General features: G+C 74.8%; 15 protein-coding genes and 1 riboswitch. Of the genes, 5 read left to right on the top strand and 10 right to left on the bottom strand.

The window, feature by feature from the left end; genetic code table 11:
* Positions 1–24 precede the first annotated feature (24 nt).
* The gene (locus ACFV88_RS02775) at positions 25–966 is read left to right on the top strand and encodes an SCO1860 family LAETG-anchored protein (RefSeq protein ID WP_385485264.1); all 942 of its coding nucleotides are present in this window, start codon (positions 25–27) and stop codon (positions 964–966) included.
* A gap of 166 nt (positions 967–1,132) precedes the next feature.
* On the opposite strand, the gene cobC is transcribed toward ACFV88_RS02775, so the two are convergent.
* Positions 1,133–2,218: an Rv2231c family pyridoxal phosphate-dependent protein CobC gene (gene cobC, locus ACFV88_RS02770; protein ID WP_385485262.1), complete on the bottom strand. Its 1,086-nt coding sequence runs from the start codon at positions 2,216–2,218 to the stop codon at positions 1,133–1,135.
* A complete protein-coding gene (locus ACFV88_RS02765) occupies positions 2,208–2,780 on the bottom strand; it encodes a cobalamin biosynthesis protein (RefSeq protein ID WP_385485260.1) in 573 nt (190 codons plus the stop codon). The genes cobC and ACFV88_RS02765 overlap by 11 nt, the downstream gene beginning before the upstream one ends.
* Before the next feature lie 107 nt (positions 2,781–2,887).
* Here ACFV88_RS02765 and ACFV88_RS02760 point away from each other — a divergent pair, with 107 nt between their 5' ends.
* Positions 2,888–3,616 (top strand): ZIP family metal transporter, encoded by a 729-nt coding sequence (locus ACFV88_RS02760; RefSeq protein WP_385485258.1) that lies wholly within the window; start codon positions 2,888–2,890, stop codon positions 3,614–3,616.
* A gap of 50 nt (positions 3,617–3,666) precedes the next feature.
* Here ACFV88_RS02760 and ACFV88_RS02755 read toward each other — a convergent pair whose 3' ends face one another.
* The 7 genes from ACFV88_RS02755 to ACFV88_RS02725 form a co-directional block, all read right to left on the bottom strand.
* Positions 3,667–5,091 carry a cobyrinate a,c-diamide synthase gene (locus ACFV88_RS02755; RefSeq protein WP_385485256.1) on the bottom strand — a complete coding sequence of 475 codons (1,425 nt, stop codon included), beginning with the start codon at positions 5,089–5,091 and terminating at the stop codon, positions 3,667–3,669.
* Positions 5,092–5,110: 19 nt separating this feature from the next.
* Complete coding sequence (gene cobO / locus ACFV88_RS02750) at positions 5,111–5,737, bottom strand: cob(I)yrinic acid a,c-diamide adenosyltransferase (RefSeq protein WP_385485254.1); 627 nt, start codon at positions 5,735–5,737, stop codon at positions 5,111–5,113.
* Entirely contained in the window at positions 5,737–7,860 is a 2,124-nt protein-coding gene (locus ACFV88_RS02745) for a putative cobaltochelatase (protein WP_385485252.1), read from the bottom strand. Before ACFV88_RS02745 ends, cobO begins: the two co-directional genes overlap by 1 nt.
* A 190-nt stretch (positions 7,861–8,050) precedes the next feature.
* Complete coding sequence (locus ACFV88_RS02740; RefSeq protein ID WP_385485992.1) at positions 8,051–9,592, bottom strand: cobyric acid synthase; 1,542 nt, start codon at positions 9,590–9,592, stop codon at positions 8,051–8,053.
* Positions 9,592–10,569, bottom strand: coding sequence for a cobalamin biosynthesis protein (locus ACFV88_RS02735; RefSeq protein ID WP_385485250.1), 978 nt, complete (start codon positions 10,567–10,569; stop codon positions 9,592–9,594). The genes ACFV88_RS02740 and ACFV88_RS02735 overlap by 1 nt, the downstream gene beginning before the upstream one ends.
* A gap of 144 nt (positions 10,570–10,713) precedes the next feature.
* A riboswitch (cobalamin riboswitch) is annotated at positions 10,714–10,840 on the bottom strand.
* Between the two features lie 181 nt (positions 10,841–11,021).
* On the bottom strand, positions 11,022–11,258 hold the full coding sequence (locus tag ACFV88_RS02730) for a hypothetical protein (protein ID WP_385485248.1): 237 nt from the start codon (positions 11,256–11,258) through the stop codon (positions 11,022–11,024).
* Positions 11,259–11,267: 9 nt separating this feature from the next.
* Positions 11,268–12,524, bottom strand: coding sequence for an anion permease (locus ACFV88_RS02725; protein ID WP_385485246.1), 1,257 nt, complete (start codon positions 12,522–12,524; stop codon positions 11,268–11,270).
* A 393-nt stretch (positions 12,525–12,917) separates the two neighbouring features.
* On the opposite strand from ACFV88_RS02725, the gene ACFV88_RS02720 reads away from it, so the two are divergent.
* Both ACFV88_RS02720 and ACFV88_RS02715 read left to right on the top strand, forming a co-directional pair.
* The gene (locus ACFV88_RS02720) at positions 12,918–14,048 is read left to right on the top strand and encodes an alpha/beta hydrolase family protein (protein WP_385485244.1); all 1,131 of its coding nucleotides are present in this window, start codon (positions 12,918–12,920) and stop codon (positions 14,046–14,048) included.
* Between the two features lie 246 nt (positions 14,049–14,294).
* Positions 14,295–15,785, top strand: a complete 1,491-nt coding sequence (locus ACFV88_RS02715) for a hypothetical protein (RefSeq protein ID WP_385485242.1) — start codon at positions 14,295–14,297, stop codon at positions 15,783–15,785.
* 19 nt (positions 15,786–15,804) lie between these two features.
* On the opposite strand, the gene ACFV88_RS02710 is transcribed toward ACFV88_RS02715, so the two are convergent.
* Complete coding sequence (locus ACFV88_RS02710) at positions 15,805–16,218, bottom strand: VOC family protein (protein ID WP_385485240.1); 414 nt, start codon at positions 16,216–16,218, stop codon at positions 15,805–15,807.
* A gap of 313 nt (positions 16,219–16,531) precedes the next feature.
* Here ACFV88_RS02710 and abc-f point away from each other — a divergent pair, with 313 nt between their 5' ends.
* Complete coding sequence (abc-f, locus tag ACFV88_RS02705) at positions 16,532–18,130, top strand: ribosomal protection-like ABC-F family protein (RefSeq protein ID WP_385485238.1); 1,599 nt, start codon at positions 16,532–16,534, stop codon at positions 18,128–18,130.
* The last annotated feature ends 220 nt before the right edge of the window (positions 18,131–18,350 follow it).

Genomic DNA, 18,350 nt, shown 5'->3' with positions numbered 1-18,350 from the left:
GTCTCTCGTGGGGGTCCCACCACCTTGAACAGCAACGCCTTTCGCCTGCCCGCGCGCCGTCTCGGCGTGACCGCCGCCGCCACCGCGCTGGCCGCCGCGTCCACGGTCCTCGTCGGCGCCGGCTCCGCGCACGCCACCGGCGGCGAGGGCAAGGCGAGCGCCGTCGTGCTCCGCACCGGACTCGACGTCTCCTTGCTCAACAAGACCGTGAACGTGCCGCTCACGGTCTCCCTGAACGACGTGCAGGCGCCGGCCAGCGCCGACAAAACCGCACTCACCGCACGCCTCGACGGGGTGGAGGGCGGCAAGCCGTTCACCGTTCTGCGCGCGGCCGCCGCCCAGGCCCGGGCCACCGTCGAACGGGGGCGCGCCGAGGGGTCCAGCAACCTCGTACGGGCCCGGGTGAACGTCCCGGGGCTGCCGCTGTTGTCCCTGATCGAAGTGGAGAAGGTCACCGCCAAGGCCGTCTGCGCGGTCGGCCGGCAGCCGGTGGCCGAAGCCAACGTCCTCGGTCACGTCACCGTGCTCGGCAAGACGGTCACCCTGACCGCCCGGGGCACCACCGAGGTCGAGGTGCCCGGGGTCGGCGAGGTGCGGCTCGACCTCTCCCGGCGGGCCACGACCACCCGGACCGCCGCCGCGACGGCACTGGAACTGAAGGTGTCCATCAACCCGTTGAAGCTGAACGTCGCCGAAGTGAACGGCACCGTCACCCTGGCCCGGGCCACCTGCGAGACGCCCGCCGCCCCCGCGTCGGCCGCCCCGTCCACGCCGCCGCGGCAGGAGCCCGAGGCGTCGGTCAAGCCGGCGGACCAGGGCACCAAGCCCCAGACCGGCCCCGGTGAGGACCTCGCCGAGACCGGTGGCAGCTCGGCCACGCCCTACATCGCCGGGGGCGCGGCCCTCCTGCTGGCCGGCGGCGTGAGCGCCCTGTACGTCACCCGGCGGGCCCGCCGCCAGTCCTGATCCCCGCCGTGGCCGCCGAGCGGCACCCGACGCCCCGCCCCCGGGGCGCCGCACCGTCGCCCGGCGCCACCCGGCGCCACCCGGCCCCGGCGGCCCCTCGGTCACGACCGAGCGCCCGCCGGGACCCCGCGGGACAACCGTGCACGACGCCCCCCGTCGGGACCGCTCACGCCCCGGCGGGGGAGAGCACCTGTTCCAGCACCGCGAGGAACGCAGCGGAGGTCGCGCCGTCCCGGACGGCCACCCGGAGCCAGTCGGGCCCCAGCCCGGGGAACGTGTCCCCCCGCCGCACCGCGAAGCCGTGCCCCCGCAACCGCTCCCGCACGTCGAGCCCGTCGGGCACCCGGAACAGCACGAACGGCGCCTCGGGCACCCCGTACACCCGGACCCCGGCGGGCGCGAGCCGGGCCAACCCGGCGAGCAGCCCGGCCCGGTCCGCGCCCACCGCCTCCGCGAAACCGGCCGCCTCCGCCCGGGCCCGCTCCGACAGACACGCCTGGACCGCCACCAACCCCGGCGAGGACACCGGCCACAGCGGCTGTGCACGCTCCAGCAGCCGCACCGTCTCTGCGCCGGCGACCACGTACCCGACCCGCAGCCCGGCGAGCCCCCAGGTCTTGGTGAGGCTCCGCAACACCACCAGCCCGGGCACGTCCAGCCCCGCGACCGCCTCCCGCTCCCCGGGCACCGCGTCGATGAACGCCTCGTCCACCACCAGCGTCCGCCCCGGGCGCGCCAGCCGCAGCAACGCGTCGGCGGGGTGCAGCACCGAGGTCGGGTTCGTCGGGTTCCCGACCACTACGAGGTCCGCGTCCTCGGGCACCGCCCCGTCCCGCAACCGGAACCCGTCCTCCGCCCGCAACAGCACCCGGCCCACCCGGTGCCCCGCGTCCAACAACGCCGCCTCCGGCTCGGTGAACTGGGGGTGCACCACGACGGCCCGCCGCGGCGACAACGCCCGCGCGAGCAGCACGAACGCCTCCGCGGCCCCCGAGGTCAACAGCACCCGCTCGGCCGCCACCCCGTGCCGCGCGGCGACCACCTCCCGGGCCGCCCGCCCGTCCGGATAGGCGGCGAGCCCGTCGAGCGCACCGGAGATCCGCTCCCGCAGCCACGGGGGCGGCGTCCCCGCCCGGACGTTCACCGCGAGATCGGTCAGGGACCGCCCGTCGCCGCGCACCTCCGCGTCCCCGTGGTGGCGCAGGTCGTACCCGGCCGTGCCCCGTCCCGCCGGCCTCACCTCAGTGGACATCCGTGCTCCCGCCCGCCGCCGGTGGTCGTCCGCCACCGGCCTCTCGTTCCCGTCCGACACCGATCGGTTCCGGCGCCGTGCCCGCCATGGTCACATGCGCGCCCGGGCCCCGGCCGCGCGCGGCGCCGCCCCGGACGTGCCGGGCCAGCGCACAGGTCGCCCGCGCCGGACGCCCGTCCGCGCCCACCGACTTCCGCTTGGGGACGAGCAGTTCACCGCCCCCGAGCAGTTCACCGCCCCCGAGCAGCGCGGCGGCCTCGGCCACCGAGGGCGTGCCCACCGCCGCCAGGGTCGCGTCCGACGGATGCGGGACCGCGATCCGCGCCAGGTCCGCCGCCGGATGACCCCACAGGGGCACCCCGAGTCGCCGCGCGGCACCGACGACCCCCGGCTCCTCGGCCCGCCGGTCGACCGTCGCCAGGGCCACCAGCGCGGCCGGCGACACCCCGGCCTCGGCCAGCACCCGGCGCACCAGCGCCAGGACTTCCGCGTACGGAACTCCGCGCGCCGCGCCGACCCCGGCGACGACACCGACGCCGTCCGGCAACCGGGACCGGGTCATCCGCGGGCTCCTCTCGGGGTGCGTGGTGGTGGGGGGAACGGGCGCCGGTCGGGTGATCAGCGGATCGCGTCCGTGCTTCGGGGCCGCGCATCCGCTAGCAAGGGACCATGGCCGTGCTGGTGGCGTTGGGTTCGTTCGTGATGACGCTCGTCGGGGGGTGGGCGGCGCACCGGGTCGTCGACCGGCGCCACCTGGTGCTCGGCTTCGCGGGCGGGCTGATGCTCGGCGTGGTCGGCTTCGACCTGCTGCCCGAAGCACTGGAGGGCGCGGCCCGGCCCGTGCACGGCGTCCCGCTGGCGCTGCTCCTGTTCGTCGGGGGGTTCCTCACCGCCCATGTGGGGGAGCGGCTGCTGGCCCTGCGGCAGGCCGAGCACGGGGCGCACGAGCCGGACCGGGTGCCGCAGGTCGGGCTGGGCGCGGGAGCCGCGATGGTGGCGCACAGCCTCGCCGACGGCATCGCCATCGGCGCGTCGTTCCAGGTCGACGCGGCCATGGGGGCCACCGTCGCGATCGCCGTCATCACCCATGACTTCGCCGACGGGTTCAACACGTACACCGTCACCAGCGCCTACGGCAACGACCGGCGCAAGGCCTTCGCCATGCTCCTCGCCGATGCCGTGGCCCCCGTGGTGGGAGCCGCGTCCACCCTGTTGTTCACCATCGGGGCCGGGGCCCTGGCCGGGTACCTCGGCTTCTTCGGCGGGGCCCTGCTGTACATCGCGGCGGCCGAGATCCTGCCCGAGGCCAGCCACCGCCACCCCGCCCGTTCGACGCTGCTGTGCACGGTCGCCGGGGCGGCCCTGATGTGGCTGGTGATCGGATCGGCCGTGCACTAGAACCGCACCCGAACCCGCGCCCGCCCCCGCTGTTCGGGGGCCGCAGGCGTTCAGCCCGCGCACGACCGCGCCCGCCCCTGCGGCACCGCCCCGGCGCCCGTCGGCCCCGCCGCCCGGAACCGGTCGGCGTGCTCCACGAACCGTGCGGCCACGCCCGGTCCGGCGGCCCAGTGGGTGTGCAGATAGCTCGCGTGCACCCCGCCGATGACGAAGCCCTCGACCCGGGGCTGCGGCCCGCGCAGCCCCCACGCGGGCGTGGCGCCGGCACCCGGCTCCAGTACCGTCCGGTGGAACTCGTGGCCCCGCATCCGGGTGCCCGCCGCCGCCAGCGGACTGTCGGACACGGCGACCGCGTCCCGGTACCCGAGGGTGAGCCGTCCCGACATGTGCGCGTCCCCGGGCACCACCGCGCACATCGGCTCCCCGTCCAGCGACCGGGCCAGGTACAGCAGGCCCGCGCACTCGGCGGCCAGCGGGGCGCCCGACGCAGCCAGTGCGGCGACCGCCGCCCGCAGCGGCTCGTTCGCGGCCAGTTCGCCCACGTACACCTCGGGGAAGCCGCCGCCGATCACCAGGCCCGTCGTGCCCTCGGGCAGTCGCTCGTCGCGCAACGGGTCGAAGACGGCGACCTCCGCGCCCGCCGCGGTCAGCAGTTCGGGGTGCTCCGCGTACAGGAACGAGAACGCCGGGCCGCCCGCCACCGCGATCACCGGCCGGGCGCCGTCCACCGGGCGCACGGGCACCGCGCCGGCGGGGTCCCAGGGGGTCGCGTCCACGGGGGGAGCGGTCCGGGCGAGCGCCCACAGCGCGTCCAGGTCACACCCCCGGCGCACCGTCTCGGCCATGGCCGCCACCGCCGCGGTCGCGTCCCGGTGCCGCTCCGCGACGGGCACCAGACCCAGGTGCCGGGACGGGGTGGTCACCCCCTCGGCCCGCCGCAGCGCGCCGAGCACCGGCATGCCCGCCTCCTCCAGGGCGTCCCTCAGCAGTTCCTCGTGCCGGTCGGAGCCGACCTTGTTGAGGATCACGCCACCGATCCGCACCTGCGGGTCGAAGGACGCGAAGCCGTGCACCAGCGCGGCCACCGAACGGGACTGCGAGGACGCGTCCACCACCAGCACGACCGGCGCCCGCAGCAGCTTGGAGACCTGTGCCGTCGACGCCAGCTCGCCTTGCCCCGACGCCCCGTCGTACAGACCCATCACCCCCTCGACCACGGCGAGGTCGCAGCCCTGCGCACCGTGCGCGAACAGCGGCCCCACCAGGTCGGTTCCACACATGTACGCGTCGAGGTTGCGGCCCGGGCGACCGGTGGCGAGGGCGTGGTACCCGGGGTCGATGTAGTCGGGCCCGACCTTGTGCGGCGACACCCGCAGCCCGCGCTGCGCGAACGCCGCCATCAGGCCCGTGGTCACGGTGGTCTTGCCGGTGCCCGACGCGGGCGCGGCGACGACCAGCCTCGGTACGTCGATCACGTGCGGGTCACCGTTCGCGTCACCATTCGATGCCCCGCTGACCCTTCTGACCCGCGTCCATCGGGTGCTTCACCTTCGACATGTCCGTCACCAGGTCCGCGAACTCCACCAACGCGGGCGGGGCGTTGCGTCCGGTGATCACCACGTGCTGGTTGCCGGGCCGGTCCCGCAGCACCGACACCACCTCGGCCACGTCGATCCAGCCCCAGTGCAGCGGGTACGCGAACTCATCCAGCACGTAGAGCCGGTAGGTCTCGGCCGCGAGGTCGCGCTTGATCTGCTCCCAGCCCTCCCGGGCCTTCTCCGCGTTGACCTGGTTGGAGTCGACGCCCTCCGCCTCGGCGACGGGCGCCCGCTGGATCCACGACCAGCCCTCGCCCATCTTGTGCCAGTCGACGGTGCCGCCCTCGCCGCTCGCGCCCAGCACCCGGAGCGCGTTCTCCTCGCCGACCTTCCACTTCGCCGACTTGACGAACTGGAACACCCCGATCGGCCAGCCCTGGTTCCAGGCGCGCAGCGCCATCCCGAACGCCGCCGTCGACTTGCCCTTGCCGATGCCCGTGTGCACCATCACCAGCGGCCGGTTGCGGCGCTGACGCGTGGTGAGTCCGTCCTTCGGGACGACGGACGGCTGTCCCTGTGGCATTACGCGACCCTTCCCCGGGCGCCCGCGGCGCCCCGTACGTCCTTGACCAGCCCCGCGAGCGCATCGGCCCGCAGCTCCTCCAACGTCACCGGGGTGCCGCCGAGGTCGGCGGCCAACCGTCCGGCGAGCCCCAGCCGCACCGGACCCGACTCGCAGTCCACGACCACCGAGGCGACCCGGTCGGCCGCCAGCAGTCCCGCCGCGCGCGAGGCCCGGCGCACCGGCTCCACGCCCCCGGTCGCCCGGCCGTCCGTGACGACCACCAGCAGCGCCCGTCGCGCCGGGTCCCGCAGCCGCTCCACCTGCAGCACCTCACGGGCCCGCAACAGCCCCGCCGCCAGCGGGGTGCGACCACCGGTCGCCAAGGAGGCGAGCCGGGTCGCCGCGGTGTCCACCGACGAGGTCGGCGGCAGCGCGAGCGCGGCGTCCGCGCCCCGGAAGGTCACCAACCCCACCTTGTCCCGCCGCTGGTAGGCGTCGAGCAGCAGCGACAGCACCGCACCCTTGACGGCGCTCATCCGCCGCCGGGCCGCCATCGAACCGGACGCGTCCACCGCGAACAGCACGAGGTTGCCCTCCCGACCCTCCCGGGTCGCCTGGCGCAGGTCGTCGCGGCGCACCAGCAGGCCCGGACCCGACCGGCCGCGCGCCCGCTGGTGCGGGGCGGCGGCCCGGACGGTCGCCGAGAGGTGCAGCTTCGTCAGGGCGCCCCGAGGCCGGCGGTCCCCCGTGGTCCTGCCGTGTTCGGTGCGGGCCCGGGAACGCCGACCTGCGGCGCCCTCACCGAGGCCGGGCACGGTCAGCGTCCGGGTGCGGAAGGCTTCCGAGGCCGCCGCCGCGGGCTGCTCGGGGGCCACGCCCACCGGCTGTCCGGCGGGGGCGTCCGGTGCCTCGGTGGGTCGGGGCGCGTCGCCCGGGTCGGTCCCCGCCGAGTCGGGTGCCGCCGTATCGTCCGGGGCGTCCCGGGGCGGGGGCGGCGCACCGGGGCCGCCCCCGGGTCCGCCGTCGTCGGGACCTTCGGGGCCGTCCGGGTCGGGTTCCGGCTCCTCCTCGTCGGGGGCGCCGTCCTGCGCTGCGTGGGGTTCCGGCTCCGGCTCCGGTTCGGGTTCGTCCGGTCCGAACCCGTCCAGCACCTCGTCGAGCTTGTCCTCGTCCAGACCGGGCGCGTCGAAGGGGTTGCGGCGCCTGCGGTGCGGGAGCGCGAGCAGCGCCGCCTGCCGGACGTCCTCGGCGCGCACGTCCCGGCGGCCCGCCCAGGCGGCCAGTGCCGTCGCGGTGCGCGCCATCACGATGTCCGCGCGCATCCCGTCGACCTCGAAGGCCGCGCACGCCGCCGCGATCCGCAACAGCGCGCCGTCCCCGAGCCGCACCTCGGGCAGCAGGGCGCGGGCCGTGACGATCCGCTCGCGCAGCGCGGACTCGTCCCCCGCCCAGCGCTCGGCGAAGGCCCCGGGCGCGTCGTCGTAGGCGAGCCGCCGCTTGACGACCGCCACCCGCTGCTCCGGTTCCCGGGACGCGGTCACCTCCACGGTCAGACCGAACCGGTCCAACAACTGGGGGCGCAGCTCGCCCTCTTCCGGGTTCATCGTCCCGACCAGCAGGAACCGTGCCGCGTGCCGTACCGACACGCCCTCGCGCTCGACGTACGAGGCGCCCATCGCGGCGGCGTCCAGCAGCAGGTCCACCAGGTGGTCGTGGAGGAGGTTGACCTCGTCCACGTAGAGGATGCCGCGGTGGGCGTCGGCCAGCAGCCCCGGCTCGAACGCCTTCACCCCGTCGGCGAGGGCCCGTTCGATGTCCAGGGCGCCCACCAGCCGGTCCTCGGACGCGCCGACCGGGAGTTCCACCATGCGGGCGGGCCGGTCGGTGGCGGGGCCCGGCTCGTGGGGGCCGTCCGGGCAGCCCGGGTCGGGGGCGTGCGGCGCGCACGAGAAGCGGCAGCCGGTGACCGTCGCCACCTCGGGCAGCAGCGAGGCCAGGGCGCGGACCGCGGTGCTCTTGGCGGTGCCCTTCTCGCCGCGCACCAGGACGCCGCCGACCGCGGGTGACACCGCGTTCAGCAGCAGTGCGAGCCGGAGGTCGTCCTGGCCGACGATGGCGGTGAATGGATACGGGGTGGTCACCCGTGGCCCTCCCTGTCGATGGGGTCGATGGGGTCGATCGGGTTCCCGCGGGGCGCGGACGGTGTCCCGGGTGCATGGGCGTCGGCCCGCGTCCCCGCTTCGGTGTCCGTCGCCCCGTGGGCTCGGTGTGCTCCTGCGCCGGGCGCCCCGCGTCCGCGGGCCGCCGTGGCCGGTCCGCCGGCCGGGCGCCTCACGGGGCGCCCGGCGGAACGAAGGGCAGGCCGGGCGGCGGGCCCGAGACGATGAGGTCGCGCAGTGCGTCGGTGTCCGTGTGGTGTTCGATCAGATCGGCGAGGCGGTCGAGTTGCTCCTCGCGCAGCGCGGCGAACGAGGTGTCCGCCGCGGGGACGAAGCGGCGGCCGGCGCGCGCGGCGACCTCCCGCAGGAAGGCCCGCCGGAAGCCGTCCGACTCCAGCGAACCGTGCCAGTGGGTGCCCCACACGGAGCCCACCCGGCAGCCGTCGAGGAAGGGTTCCCCGCCCCGTACGTCGGCGACGCCGTGGTGGATCTCGTAGCCGTCGACCCGCTCGCCGAGCGCCGTGCCCGACGGCCGGGCGAGGGTCTTCTCGCGGGCGAACCGGATCCGTACCGGCAGCAGTCCCAGCCCGTCCACGGTGCCGGTGCGGGACTCGACCTCGTCCTCGATGCGTTCGCCCATCACCTGGAACCCGCCGCAGATCCCGAGCACGGGCCGGCCCTCGGCGGCCCGCCGCAGCAGCACCTCGGCGAGCCCCCGCTCCCGTAGCCAGCGCAGTGCGGCCACCGTCCCCCGGGTGCCGGGGACGATCACGAGGTCGGCGTCCGCCGCTTCCTCGGGCCGGTCGACGAAGCGCACCACGACGCCCGGTTCGGCGGCGAGCGCGTCCACGTCGGTGAAGTTGGACATCAACGGCACCGCGCACACCGCGATCCGCAGGACCTCCGCGCCGACCGGAGCAGCGGCCGAGGACTCGCGGACGGTGCCCCGCAGCGACACCCGCAGGCCGTCCTCCTCGTCGATGCCCAGCCCGTGCTGGAAGGGCAGCACCCCGTAGGTGGGGCGGCCGGTGAGGCTGCGGAGCATGTCGAGCCCCGGCTCCAGCAGCGAGACGTCGCCGCGGAACTTGTTCACCAGGTAGCCGGCGACGAGTTCCTGGTCCTCGGGGGCCAGCAGCGCGGTGGTGCCGAAGAACGAGGCGAACACCCCGCCGCGGTCGATGTCGCCGACGACGAGCACCGGCAGCCTCGCCGCCCGGGCGATCCCCATGTTGACGATGTCCGTGCGCCGCAGATTGATCTCGGCGGGGCTGCCAGCACCCTCGCAGACCACCACGTCGTGGGTGGCCCGCAGTTCCTCCAGACACTCCACGACGGTGCCTAGCAGCGCCTCGCGCCCCCCGGGCACCGGCTCGCCCTCGGTCGGCCCGCCGCGCGCGCCGAAGAAGCCGCGGGCGCTCATCTCGCCGACCGGGCGCCCCTTCAGCACGACCTGACTGGTGCGGTCGCCCCCCGGCTTCAGCAGCACCGGGTTCATCAACGCGCTGGGCTCCACCCCGGCGGCCTGGGCCTGCATGGCCTGGGCCCGGCCGATCTCGGCGCCGTCCCGGGTGACGAAGGAGTTGAGGGACATGTTCTGTCCCTTGAACGGCGCGACCTTCACGCCCTGGCGCGCCAGCCACCGGCAGATCCCGGCGGTCACCACGCTCTTGCCCGCGTCGGACGTCGTCCCCGCGACCAGCAGTCCGCCCCGCATCATCCCCGCTCCCGTCCGGTGCCCGTACCGGTGCGCCGGACGCGGCGGGCCGTGAGCAGCCCGCGCCCCGCCGCGCACACGGCCAACGTCAGCCAGCCCACCCGCCGCGACAGCCGTACCGCCCGTTCGACGTCCCCGAGCGCGACGGCCCGTCCGGCGCCGTTCAGCACCGGTCGGTGTTCGATCCGCCCGCCGTAGGACAGGGTGCCCCCGAGCCGGACGCCGAGGGCGCCGGCGAACGCGCTTTCGGCGACGCCCGCGTTGGGGCTCGGATGGCGTCCCGCATCGGCGCGCCAGGCCCGGGCCGAGGCCGCGGGGGCGCCGCCGGCCAGTACCGCGAGGGCACCGGTGAGTCGGGCCCCGGGCCAGCCCATGACGTCGTCGAGCCGCGCCGAGGCCCAGCCGAAGCGGCGGTGGCGCGGCGACTTGTGGCCGACCATGGCGTCCAGGGTGTTGACGGCCCGGAAGGCGACGAGTCCGGGCACCCCGCCGACGGCCCCCCACACCAGCGCGCCGACCACGGCGTCGGAGGTGTTCTCGGCGACCGACTCGACCACCGCGCGGGCGATCCCGTCGGCGTCCAGGGACCGCGGGTCGCGCCCGCACAGGTGCGGCAGCCGTGCGCGGGCCGCCGCCACCTCGCCCGCGGCGAGCGCGGCGCCGATCGCCCGGGCCTCCCGGCCCAGACTGGTCCCGCCGAGCACCGTCCAGGTGGCGGCGGCGGTCAGCGCGACGGACGCGGCGGGGGAGCGGTCGGCCGCGCGGGCGGCCAGCGCGGCAGCTGCCGTCACGCCCCCGGCGCACAGCGCGGTGTGCAGTGCGCCCCAGCCGCGGTGGTCGCGCCACAGCACGTGTTCGACGGCGCCCGCGGCACGACCGAAGGCAGCGACCGGGTGGCCCCGTCGGGGGTCACCGAACAACAGGTCGCCGATCAGTCCGGCGGTGGCGCCGTACGCGAAGGTTCGCCCGGCCCGCATCGGCTCAGTCCGCCGTGCCCCGGAGGACCTTCGAAGGGTGGAGGGGTCCCGCGCCGTGGCGTACGGGACCGGGAGACGGGCGCCCCGGCATCGTGGTGGTCCTCACTCAGGGTCCGCGCCCTGGGTCGACGGATACGTCGGCGAGAGTCTCCTGGCTCCCGGATCGGCGCTTCCCCCGGTCTTCCAGCCGCTGGGGCTGTGACGTCCGGTGTGGGGGAGCGCTCCCCGGTGACAGTGGCGGGACCGCGCCGGATTCGCACCGGCTTCCTCTGCTGCCGCCGTAATGGCTCGGGAAGTCCACCACGCCCCGAGAACACCCGTCAACCGCGCGCTGACCTGCGGCGGGGCAGTGTGTGAAGACCCACATGCGAACGGTCCGGCCGGTCACCGCGGGGGAGCGGTGACCGGCCGGACCGTCAGGACCCGTGCGGGTCCGGTGGATCAGGGGGTGATCAGGCGACGATCAGGTAGATGCCGTACGTGACGGCGGCCACGCACAGGGCGAAGCAGGCGTAGGCGCCGGTGGCGGCGACGGCCGCCGATCCGCCCTTGGGACCGCCCTCCGCGGCGAGCGCCGCCTCCCGCTTGGAGAGTCCGACGATGCCGAGGGTGAAGAGACCCACGAGAGCCACCGTGACCACGAGGCTGACGCCGAACACGGAGGCGAGTGCTGCCCAGTCGATATTCATGGAGGTTCCTTACACCTTGGCGGTCCGCGGCGCGGACTCCGTCGAGGGGTCCTGCTTCGCCGGGAGGGTGGCCGTGAGGTCACCCAGGGCGGTGGCGTCGGCGACCGGACCGGCCGGCGGCGGGGTCACCGCGGCGATGGCGGTGGTGACGACGCCCGCGGGCTCGTCGACGTCGTTGACGTTGGTGTGGTCGATGACCTCCCGGCGGGAGATCAGCCAGATCGCGGTCGACCCGGCGACGAGCAGCGCGCCCGTGACGGCGATGCCCCAGGGGCCCTGCTTGGTGAGCAGTTCCGCGAGCGCACCGACCACACCGGCGGCCGGCAGGGTCAGACCCCAGGCGACGAACATCCGGGTGGCGGTCGACCAGCGGACGACCCCGCCCTTGCGGCCGAGGCCCGCGCCCATCACGGCACCGGAGCAGGACTGCGTGGTGGAGAGCGAGAAGCCCAGGTGCGAGGAGGCCAGGATGACCGTCGCGGCACTGGTCTGGGCGGCGAAGCCCTGCGGGGGCTGGAGGTCGGTGAGACCGCGGCCCATCGTGCGGATGATGCGCCAGCCGCCGAGGTAGGTGCCGAGCGCGATGGCGATACCGGCGGAGGCGATGACCCAGACCGGCGGGTTCGACCCGGGAGCCAGGGCACCACCGGTGACCAGCGCCAGGGTGATGATGCCCATGGTCTTCTGCGCGTCGTTGGTGCCGTGCGCGAGGGAGACGAGTCCGGCCGAGGAGATCTGCCCGATGCGGTAGCCCTTGGAGGTCGACTTGTCGTCGGCCTTCTTGCCGATCTTGTAGGTCAGGCGGGTCGCGAGCATCGCGGCCAGACCGGCCACCAGCGGAGCGGCGACGGCGGGGATCAGGACCTTGGTGACGACGGTCGAGCCGTTCACCGAGTCCCAGCCGGCCGACATGACGGCGGCACCGATGAGGCCACCGAACAGGGCGTGCGAAGAGCTGGACGGCAGGCCCAGGAGCCACGTGAACAGGTTCCAGAGGATGGCGCCGACGAGCGCCGCGAAGATCACCTCTGGCTGTATGCCGTCTTCGTTGATCATGCCGCCCGAGATCGTCTTGGCGACCTCGACCGAAAGGAAGGCTCCGACCAGATTGAGCACGGCGGACATGGCCACCGCCGTCTTGGGCTTCATTGCGCCTGTCGAGATGGTCGTCGCCATCGCGTTGGCTGTGTCGTGGAAACCGTTCGTGAAATCGAACACGAGAGCGGTGACGATCACGATTCCGAGGAGGAGCGTGATGTTTTCCATTTACCCAGGCTTCTGTTGGACGACAGTGGCGGTTGGAACGTAGGCAACCTGAGTGAACGGAAGATGAACTGAGGCGGGCATCGCGGTGTCTCAATCTGGAGCAAGGCTATTCCGCATGGGGGGACCGGATGATCGGGCGGTGCCGCGAGGCCGGAACGGTGGGCTCCGGGGCTCCCGGCGCAAGCGGTTGCCGCACTCTGCCGGGGGGTCGGTTCACCACCTCATCCGACTGTACGACCCTCACTCCACCCGGCGACCCGACGATCCGCTTTGCCCCAAATAAGTAAGGAACATCACCCCACCCTCCCACCCGACGATCACACCCCGCCCGCACCCCCCGCCGCGGCGCGTCCCCGCTGGCCGCGGGCCCCGCCCACCCCGACACTGGGAGACGTGCGTACAGCCCGAGTGGCGGCCGCGGCCGCCACCGCCACCACAGCGACCACCGCCCTGCTGGCCCTGGCCGCGGGCCGCTTCGCCAGCAACGCCGCCCTCAGACCCCGTCCCGGCCACCCGCTGCCCACCGACCCCCGGCTCACCGTCCACACGGTCACCGCCGACCGGGTCACCCTCACCCGGGACCTCTCCAGCCTGCGCCCCGGCACCTACGGCCTCACCGGCCACGGCGTCCACGCGGTGGTGGGCCCGGTCCTCCCGGACGCCCCCCACACCGCCGACACGGTCGTGCGCCGCCTGGAACGCGTCACCCACGGCACCCTGGACGCGGGCGCCGAGGTCCGGCTCACCCCCCAGGTCCACGTCGGTGACCCCCGCACCGCCCTCGGCCTGGACCACGAGGACGTCCAGATCCTCGGCGAGACGGGCCCGCTGCCCGCCTGGCTGGTGCCCTCCGCCCGCGACACCTGGGTCATCGCGGTGCACGGCCTGGGCACCACCCGTGAACACCCGATGGTCGTCATGGACTTCCTGCACCGCCGCCGCTTCCCCGTGCTGTGCCTCGCCTACCGGGGAGACCGCGGCGCGCCCCGCGCCCCGGACGGCCTCAGCCACCTGGGCGAGACCGAATGGCGCGACCTGGACGCCGCGATGCGCCACGCCGTCCGCCAGGGCGCGCAGCGCATCGTCCTGCACGGCTGGTCCACCGGCGCCACCATGGCACTGCGCGCCGCCACCCACTCCGCGCTGCGCGACCGCGTCGCCGGACTGGTCCTCGACTCGCCCGTGCTCGACTGGGAGGCCACCGTCCGTGCCCTCGCCACCGCGCGACACGTGCCGGACGCCCTGCTGCCGCTGGCCGTCCGCGCCGCCCAGGGCCGCACCGGACTGCGCCCGCACCGGGTACGGGAACGGGCCGACATCCGTGACCTCCGGGTGCCCGCGCTGGTGGTGCACGGCCCGGACGACGCGGTCGCGCCCTGGGCGCTGTCCCGGGCCTTCGCCCGCAGCCGCCCCGAACTGGTCACCCTGCACGCCGTCCCCGGCGCCCCGCACGGCGCCATGTGGAACGCGGACCCCACGGGGTACGAGGAGGCGCTGCGTCGTTTCCTCACCCCTCTGGGCTGACCCCGACGTCCCGTCCCCCGGGCCGACCCCTGCTCCCCGTCGTCCTCAGCCCGGGCGACCGGGCCCCATACCCCCTGTGGTCGACGCCTTGCCCGCACCAGCCCCCTCAGCCCCACCCGCCCCACCTCCCGGGCGGCTCCGCTTCGGCTCTCTCGAACAGGACACGGACCACCGCACAGGGGTTCACCCGCTCCTCGCGGGGCATTCCGTTTGGGTTTTCGGACCGTCAACCGGAAGACTGCCCCTGTGACGTCCCGTACCCCGCGCGACTCCAGGCTCCGACTCGTCCGTCCGCGTTCCCTGACCGCCGCCACCCCGGCGGTCGGGGAAAGGCGTTCCCGCCGCCCCGCACCGAGGCCGCCCGAGGGCACCCCTGCGCCCTGGGAGTTGGCCCGCACCGCCCGGGCGGGCCTCGCCGGGGCCGTACGGGTGGCCCGCTGGGCGGACGCCGCGCTACGCCCCTCCGCCCACCGGGACCCGGGGGCCGGCGCCCCGCGCAGCGTCCCCGCCCAGCCGACCGGACCGGCCCCGGACGTCCCCTCCCCGGCCCTGGCCACCCTCCCCGACGGCGGCGGCAACCTCTCGGCGGCGACCGCCGAACGCGCCGCCGCCGAATTGGGGCTGTCCCCGCGTCAGGTCCGCGCCGACTGGGACACCGCCCGACTGTCCGGGCTCGTCGAGGTGCACGGCGACTACGCCCGCGCCGGCTGGCGGCTACGGGCCTGGGACCGGGACGACGCCGCGGTGCTCCGCGGCTGGGTGGCCCTGTTCGACGCCTGGTCGCTCGCCCACCCCGCCCCCGGGGAGCCCGAGGCGGCGGCCGTCGCCGAGGTGGTGGAGGCCATGCCGCAGGTCCTGTCGTTCCTCCAGCTGTCCGCGGGCCCCGTCCCGGTGCCGCAACTGCTCGACCTGCTGGAACAGCGGGTCACCGAACTGCGCACCGAACGCTGCGAGATCCCCTACGGACCGGGACCCGAACCCGTGGGCACCGCGCCGGACCCGGTCGCCCCGCCGCGGGTGTCGGCACTGCTCGACTGGGCCCTGCACGCGCTCACCGCCGTCGGCGCCCTGACCTGCTCCGCCGGCCAGGCCACCCTCACCCCGCTCGGCAGCTGGGCCGTGTGGGTCAAGCTGGAACAGATCTGCGTCGCCGCCCAGAGCACCGCCGGGGGCAACATCGAACACTCCGCCGAGGCGATGCTCCGCGGCTGTGCCCGACTGCGGCCCAGCGAGGCCCGCGCCGAGTACCGCGCCTGGCTCGCCGCCCGGACGGTCTCCAGTGCCGTCACCGAGCTGATCGCCGCGGCCCGCGGTGAGGACGCCCTGCTGCGCGGACTGGCCTTCGACGCCCTGCGGGTCGTCGGCGCACCCGCCGAAGCGGAGGTCCGCCAGGTCCGGGAGGAGCCCTCGCTCCGGCCGTACGCCCTGCTCTGGCTCGCCGAGATAGAGGGGGTGGACCCCGAGGACGCGCACGCCGTGCTGACCCACGACGAGGAGGTCTGGCTCTGGGTCGACACCGCGGCGGCCGTCGCCGACCACGGCGAGGCCCAACTGCTCGTGCGCCACCTGGAGTCCGCGCCCCACCCCACCGTCCCGGCGCTGCTGGAGGACATCCGGGGCGTGGGACATCCGCGCACCGTGCAGGTGCTCGTCGCGCTCGCCGCCGCCCACCCCGACCCCGCCCTCGCCAAGGCGGTGCGCCGGGCGGCCTTCCAGGTGCACACCGGCGGCGGCTGACCGGCCGGCTGCGGTGCGCTCAGCCGCCGATCGAGGGCGCGTAGGTGCCGAAGCTCCACACGTTGCCCTCGTGGTCGCGGGCCAGGTAGTCCCGCGACCCGTAGTCCTGGTCGGTGGGCGGCAGCACGATCTGCACGCCGTACGCCACCGCCCGCCGGTGGTGGGCGTCGACGTCGTCCACCACCACGTACGTCCCCCACGGGCCGGCACCCGACAACGCCTGGTCGAAGGGTCCGCCGCGCCCCAGGGAACCGAGCATCACCGCGCCGTTGCCGTACGACAGCTCGGCGTGCAGCACCCGGCCGTCCTCCCCCTCGAAGACGCTCACCACGGTGAAGCCGAACGCCTCCGTGAGCAGCTTGATCGCCGCGTGCGCGTCCGCGTACAGCAGCGACGGGTAGACGGTCGGGGGGCCGTCGTTCGTGCGCGCCATGGGAAGTCCCTCCTCGGCCGGACCGACCCGGCTCCCGGGCCGGTCCCGTCGTCGAAAACGTGACTGCTGACCAGTCTGGCACCGGGGTCCGACAACGCCCTGTCGAGCCGCCGCCCGCCACCCCCGGCCCCTCCCGGTCGGCCCCCGCTGCCACGGGCCGCACACCCCCGCGCACCTCGGGAGCCCGCCCCGCGGCGGGGAATCCGCTTGCGTACGCCCGTTAGACTTGTCCCATGGCTGTTCTCCTCGTGCATTAGACGGCGTCACCGCCCTCGCCGCCCATCTCGCCGTCCATCCGCCCAGGAGTCCGTCCGTGATCACCGCTTCCGGTATCGAGCTGCGCGCCGGCGCCCGCGTCCTCATCGAGTCCGCCACCTTCCGCATCGCCAAGGGCGACCGCATCGGCCTCGTCGGCCGCAACGGCGCCGGCAAGACCACCCTCACCAAGGTGCTCGCCGGGGAGGGCATCCCCGCCGCCGGCACGGTCGCCCGCTCCGGCGAGGTCGGCTACCTCCCGCAGGACCCCCGCACCGGCGACCTCGACATGCTCGCCCGCGACCGCGTCCTGTCCGCCCGAGGTCTGGACACCCTGATCCGCAAGATGCGCGAGAACGAGCAGCGCATCGCCAGCGGCCAGGGCTCCACCCGCGAGAAGGCCCTGCGGCAGTACGAGCGGCAGGAGACGGAGTTCCTCACCAAGGGCGGGTACGCCGCCGAGGCCGAGGCCGCCACCATCGCCGCCGCGCTCAACCTGCCCGACCGGGTCCTCGGTCAGCCGCTGCACACCCTCTCCGGCGGCCAGCGCCGCCGGATCGAGCTGGCCCGCATCCTCTTCTCGGACGCCGACACCCTGCTCCTCGACGAGCCGACCAACCACCTCGACGCGGACTCCATCGTCTGGCTGCGCGACTACCTCAGGACGTACCGCGGCGGCTTCATCGTGATCTCCCACGACGTCGACCTGGTCGAGACGGTCGTCAACAAGGTCTTCTACCTGGACGCCAACCGCTCCGCCATCGATGTCTACAACATGGGCTGGAAGCTCTACCAGCAGCAGCGCGAGGCCGACGAGAAGCGCCGCAAGCGCGAGCGCCAGAACGCCGAGAAGAAGGCCGCCGCACTCAACGCGCAGGCCGACAAGATGCGCGCCAAGGCCACCAAGACGGTCGCCGCGCAGAACATGGCCCGCCGTGCCGAGCGGCTGCTGTCCGGACTCGAAGACGTCCGGCAGTCCGACAAGGTCGCCAAGCTGCGGTTCCCCGACCCCGCGCCCTGCGGCCGGACCCCCCTCACCGCCGAGGGCCTGTCCAAGTGGTACGGCTCGCTGGAGATCTTCACCGATGTCGACCTGGCCATCGACAAGGGCTCCCGGGTCGTCATCCTGGGCCTGAACGGTGCCGGCAAGACCACCCTGCTCCGGTTGCTCGCCGGGGTGGAGAAGCCCGACACCGGCGAGGTCGTCGAGGGCCACGGCCTCAAGCTCGGCTACTACGCCCAGGAGCACGAGACGCTGGACCCGGAGCGCACGGTTCTGGAGAACATGCGCTCGGCCGCCCCCGACCTGGACCTGGTCCAGGTGCGCAAGACGCTCGGCTCGTTCCTCTTCTCCGGCGACGACGTCGACAAGCCGGCGAGCGTGCTCTCCGGCGGGGAGAAGACCCGCCTCGCCCTCGCGACCCTGGTCGTCTCCGCGGCGAACGTGCTGCTCCTGGACGAGCCCACCAACAACCTCGACCCGGCGAGCCGCGAGGAGATCCTCGGCGCGCTGCGCACCTACCAGGGCGCTGTCGTCCTCGTCACCCACGACGAGGGTGCCGTCGAGGCGCTCCAGCCCGAGCGGATCATCCTGCTGCCGGACGGCGTCGAGGACCTGTGGGGCGCCGACTACGCGGACCTGGTCAGCCTCGCCTGATCCCGCCCGTGGGGCACCCGCCGATCGGGGTGGGTGCCCGATCGCGCGTTTCCCTCCGCCGGCGGGCACCCGAACCCCGGACGAGTGAGGGCGGGAACGTGCTTGATCGAAAGGGTGATCCACTGCGTATGGATCATTCGGCCTAGTGGTGATCCATCAATGGTGTGAGATCGCCTAGTGCAGCGGTGCGTCCTACACGGATTTTTGTGGACGGAGGAAA

This window comes from Streptomyces sp. NPDC059816 (genome assembly GCF_042732055.1).
Taxonomy (GTDB): domain Bacteria; phylum Actinomycetota; class Actinomycetes; order Streptomycetales; family Streptomycetaceae; genus Streptomyces.
Note: the sequence above shows the minus strand (reverse complement) of the source record. Positions and strands in the feature narration are given on the sequence as shown.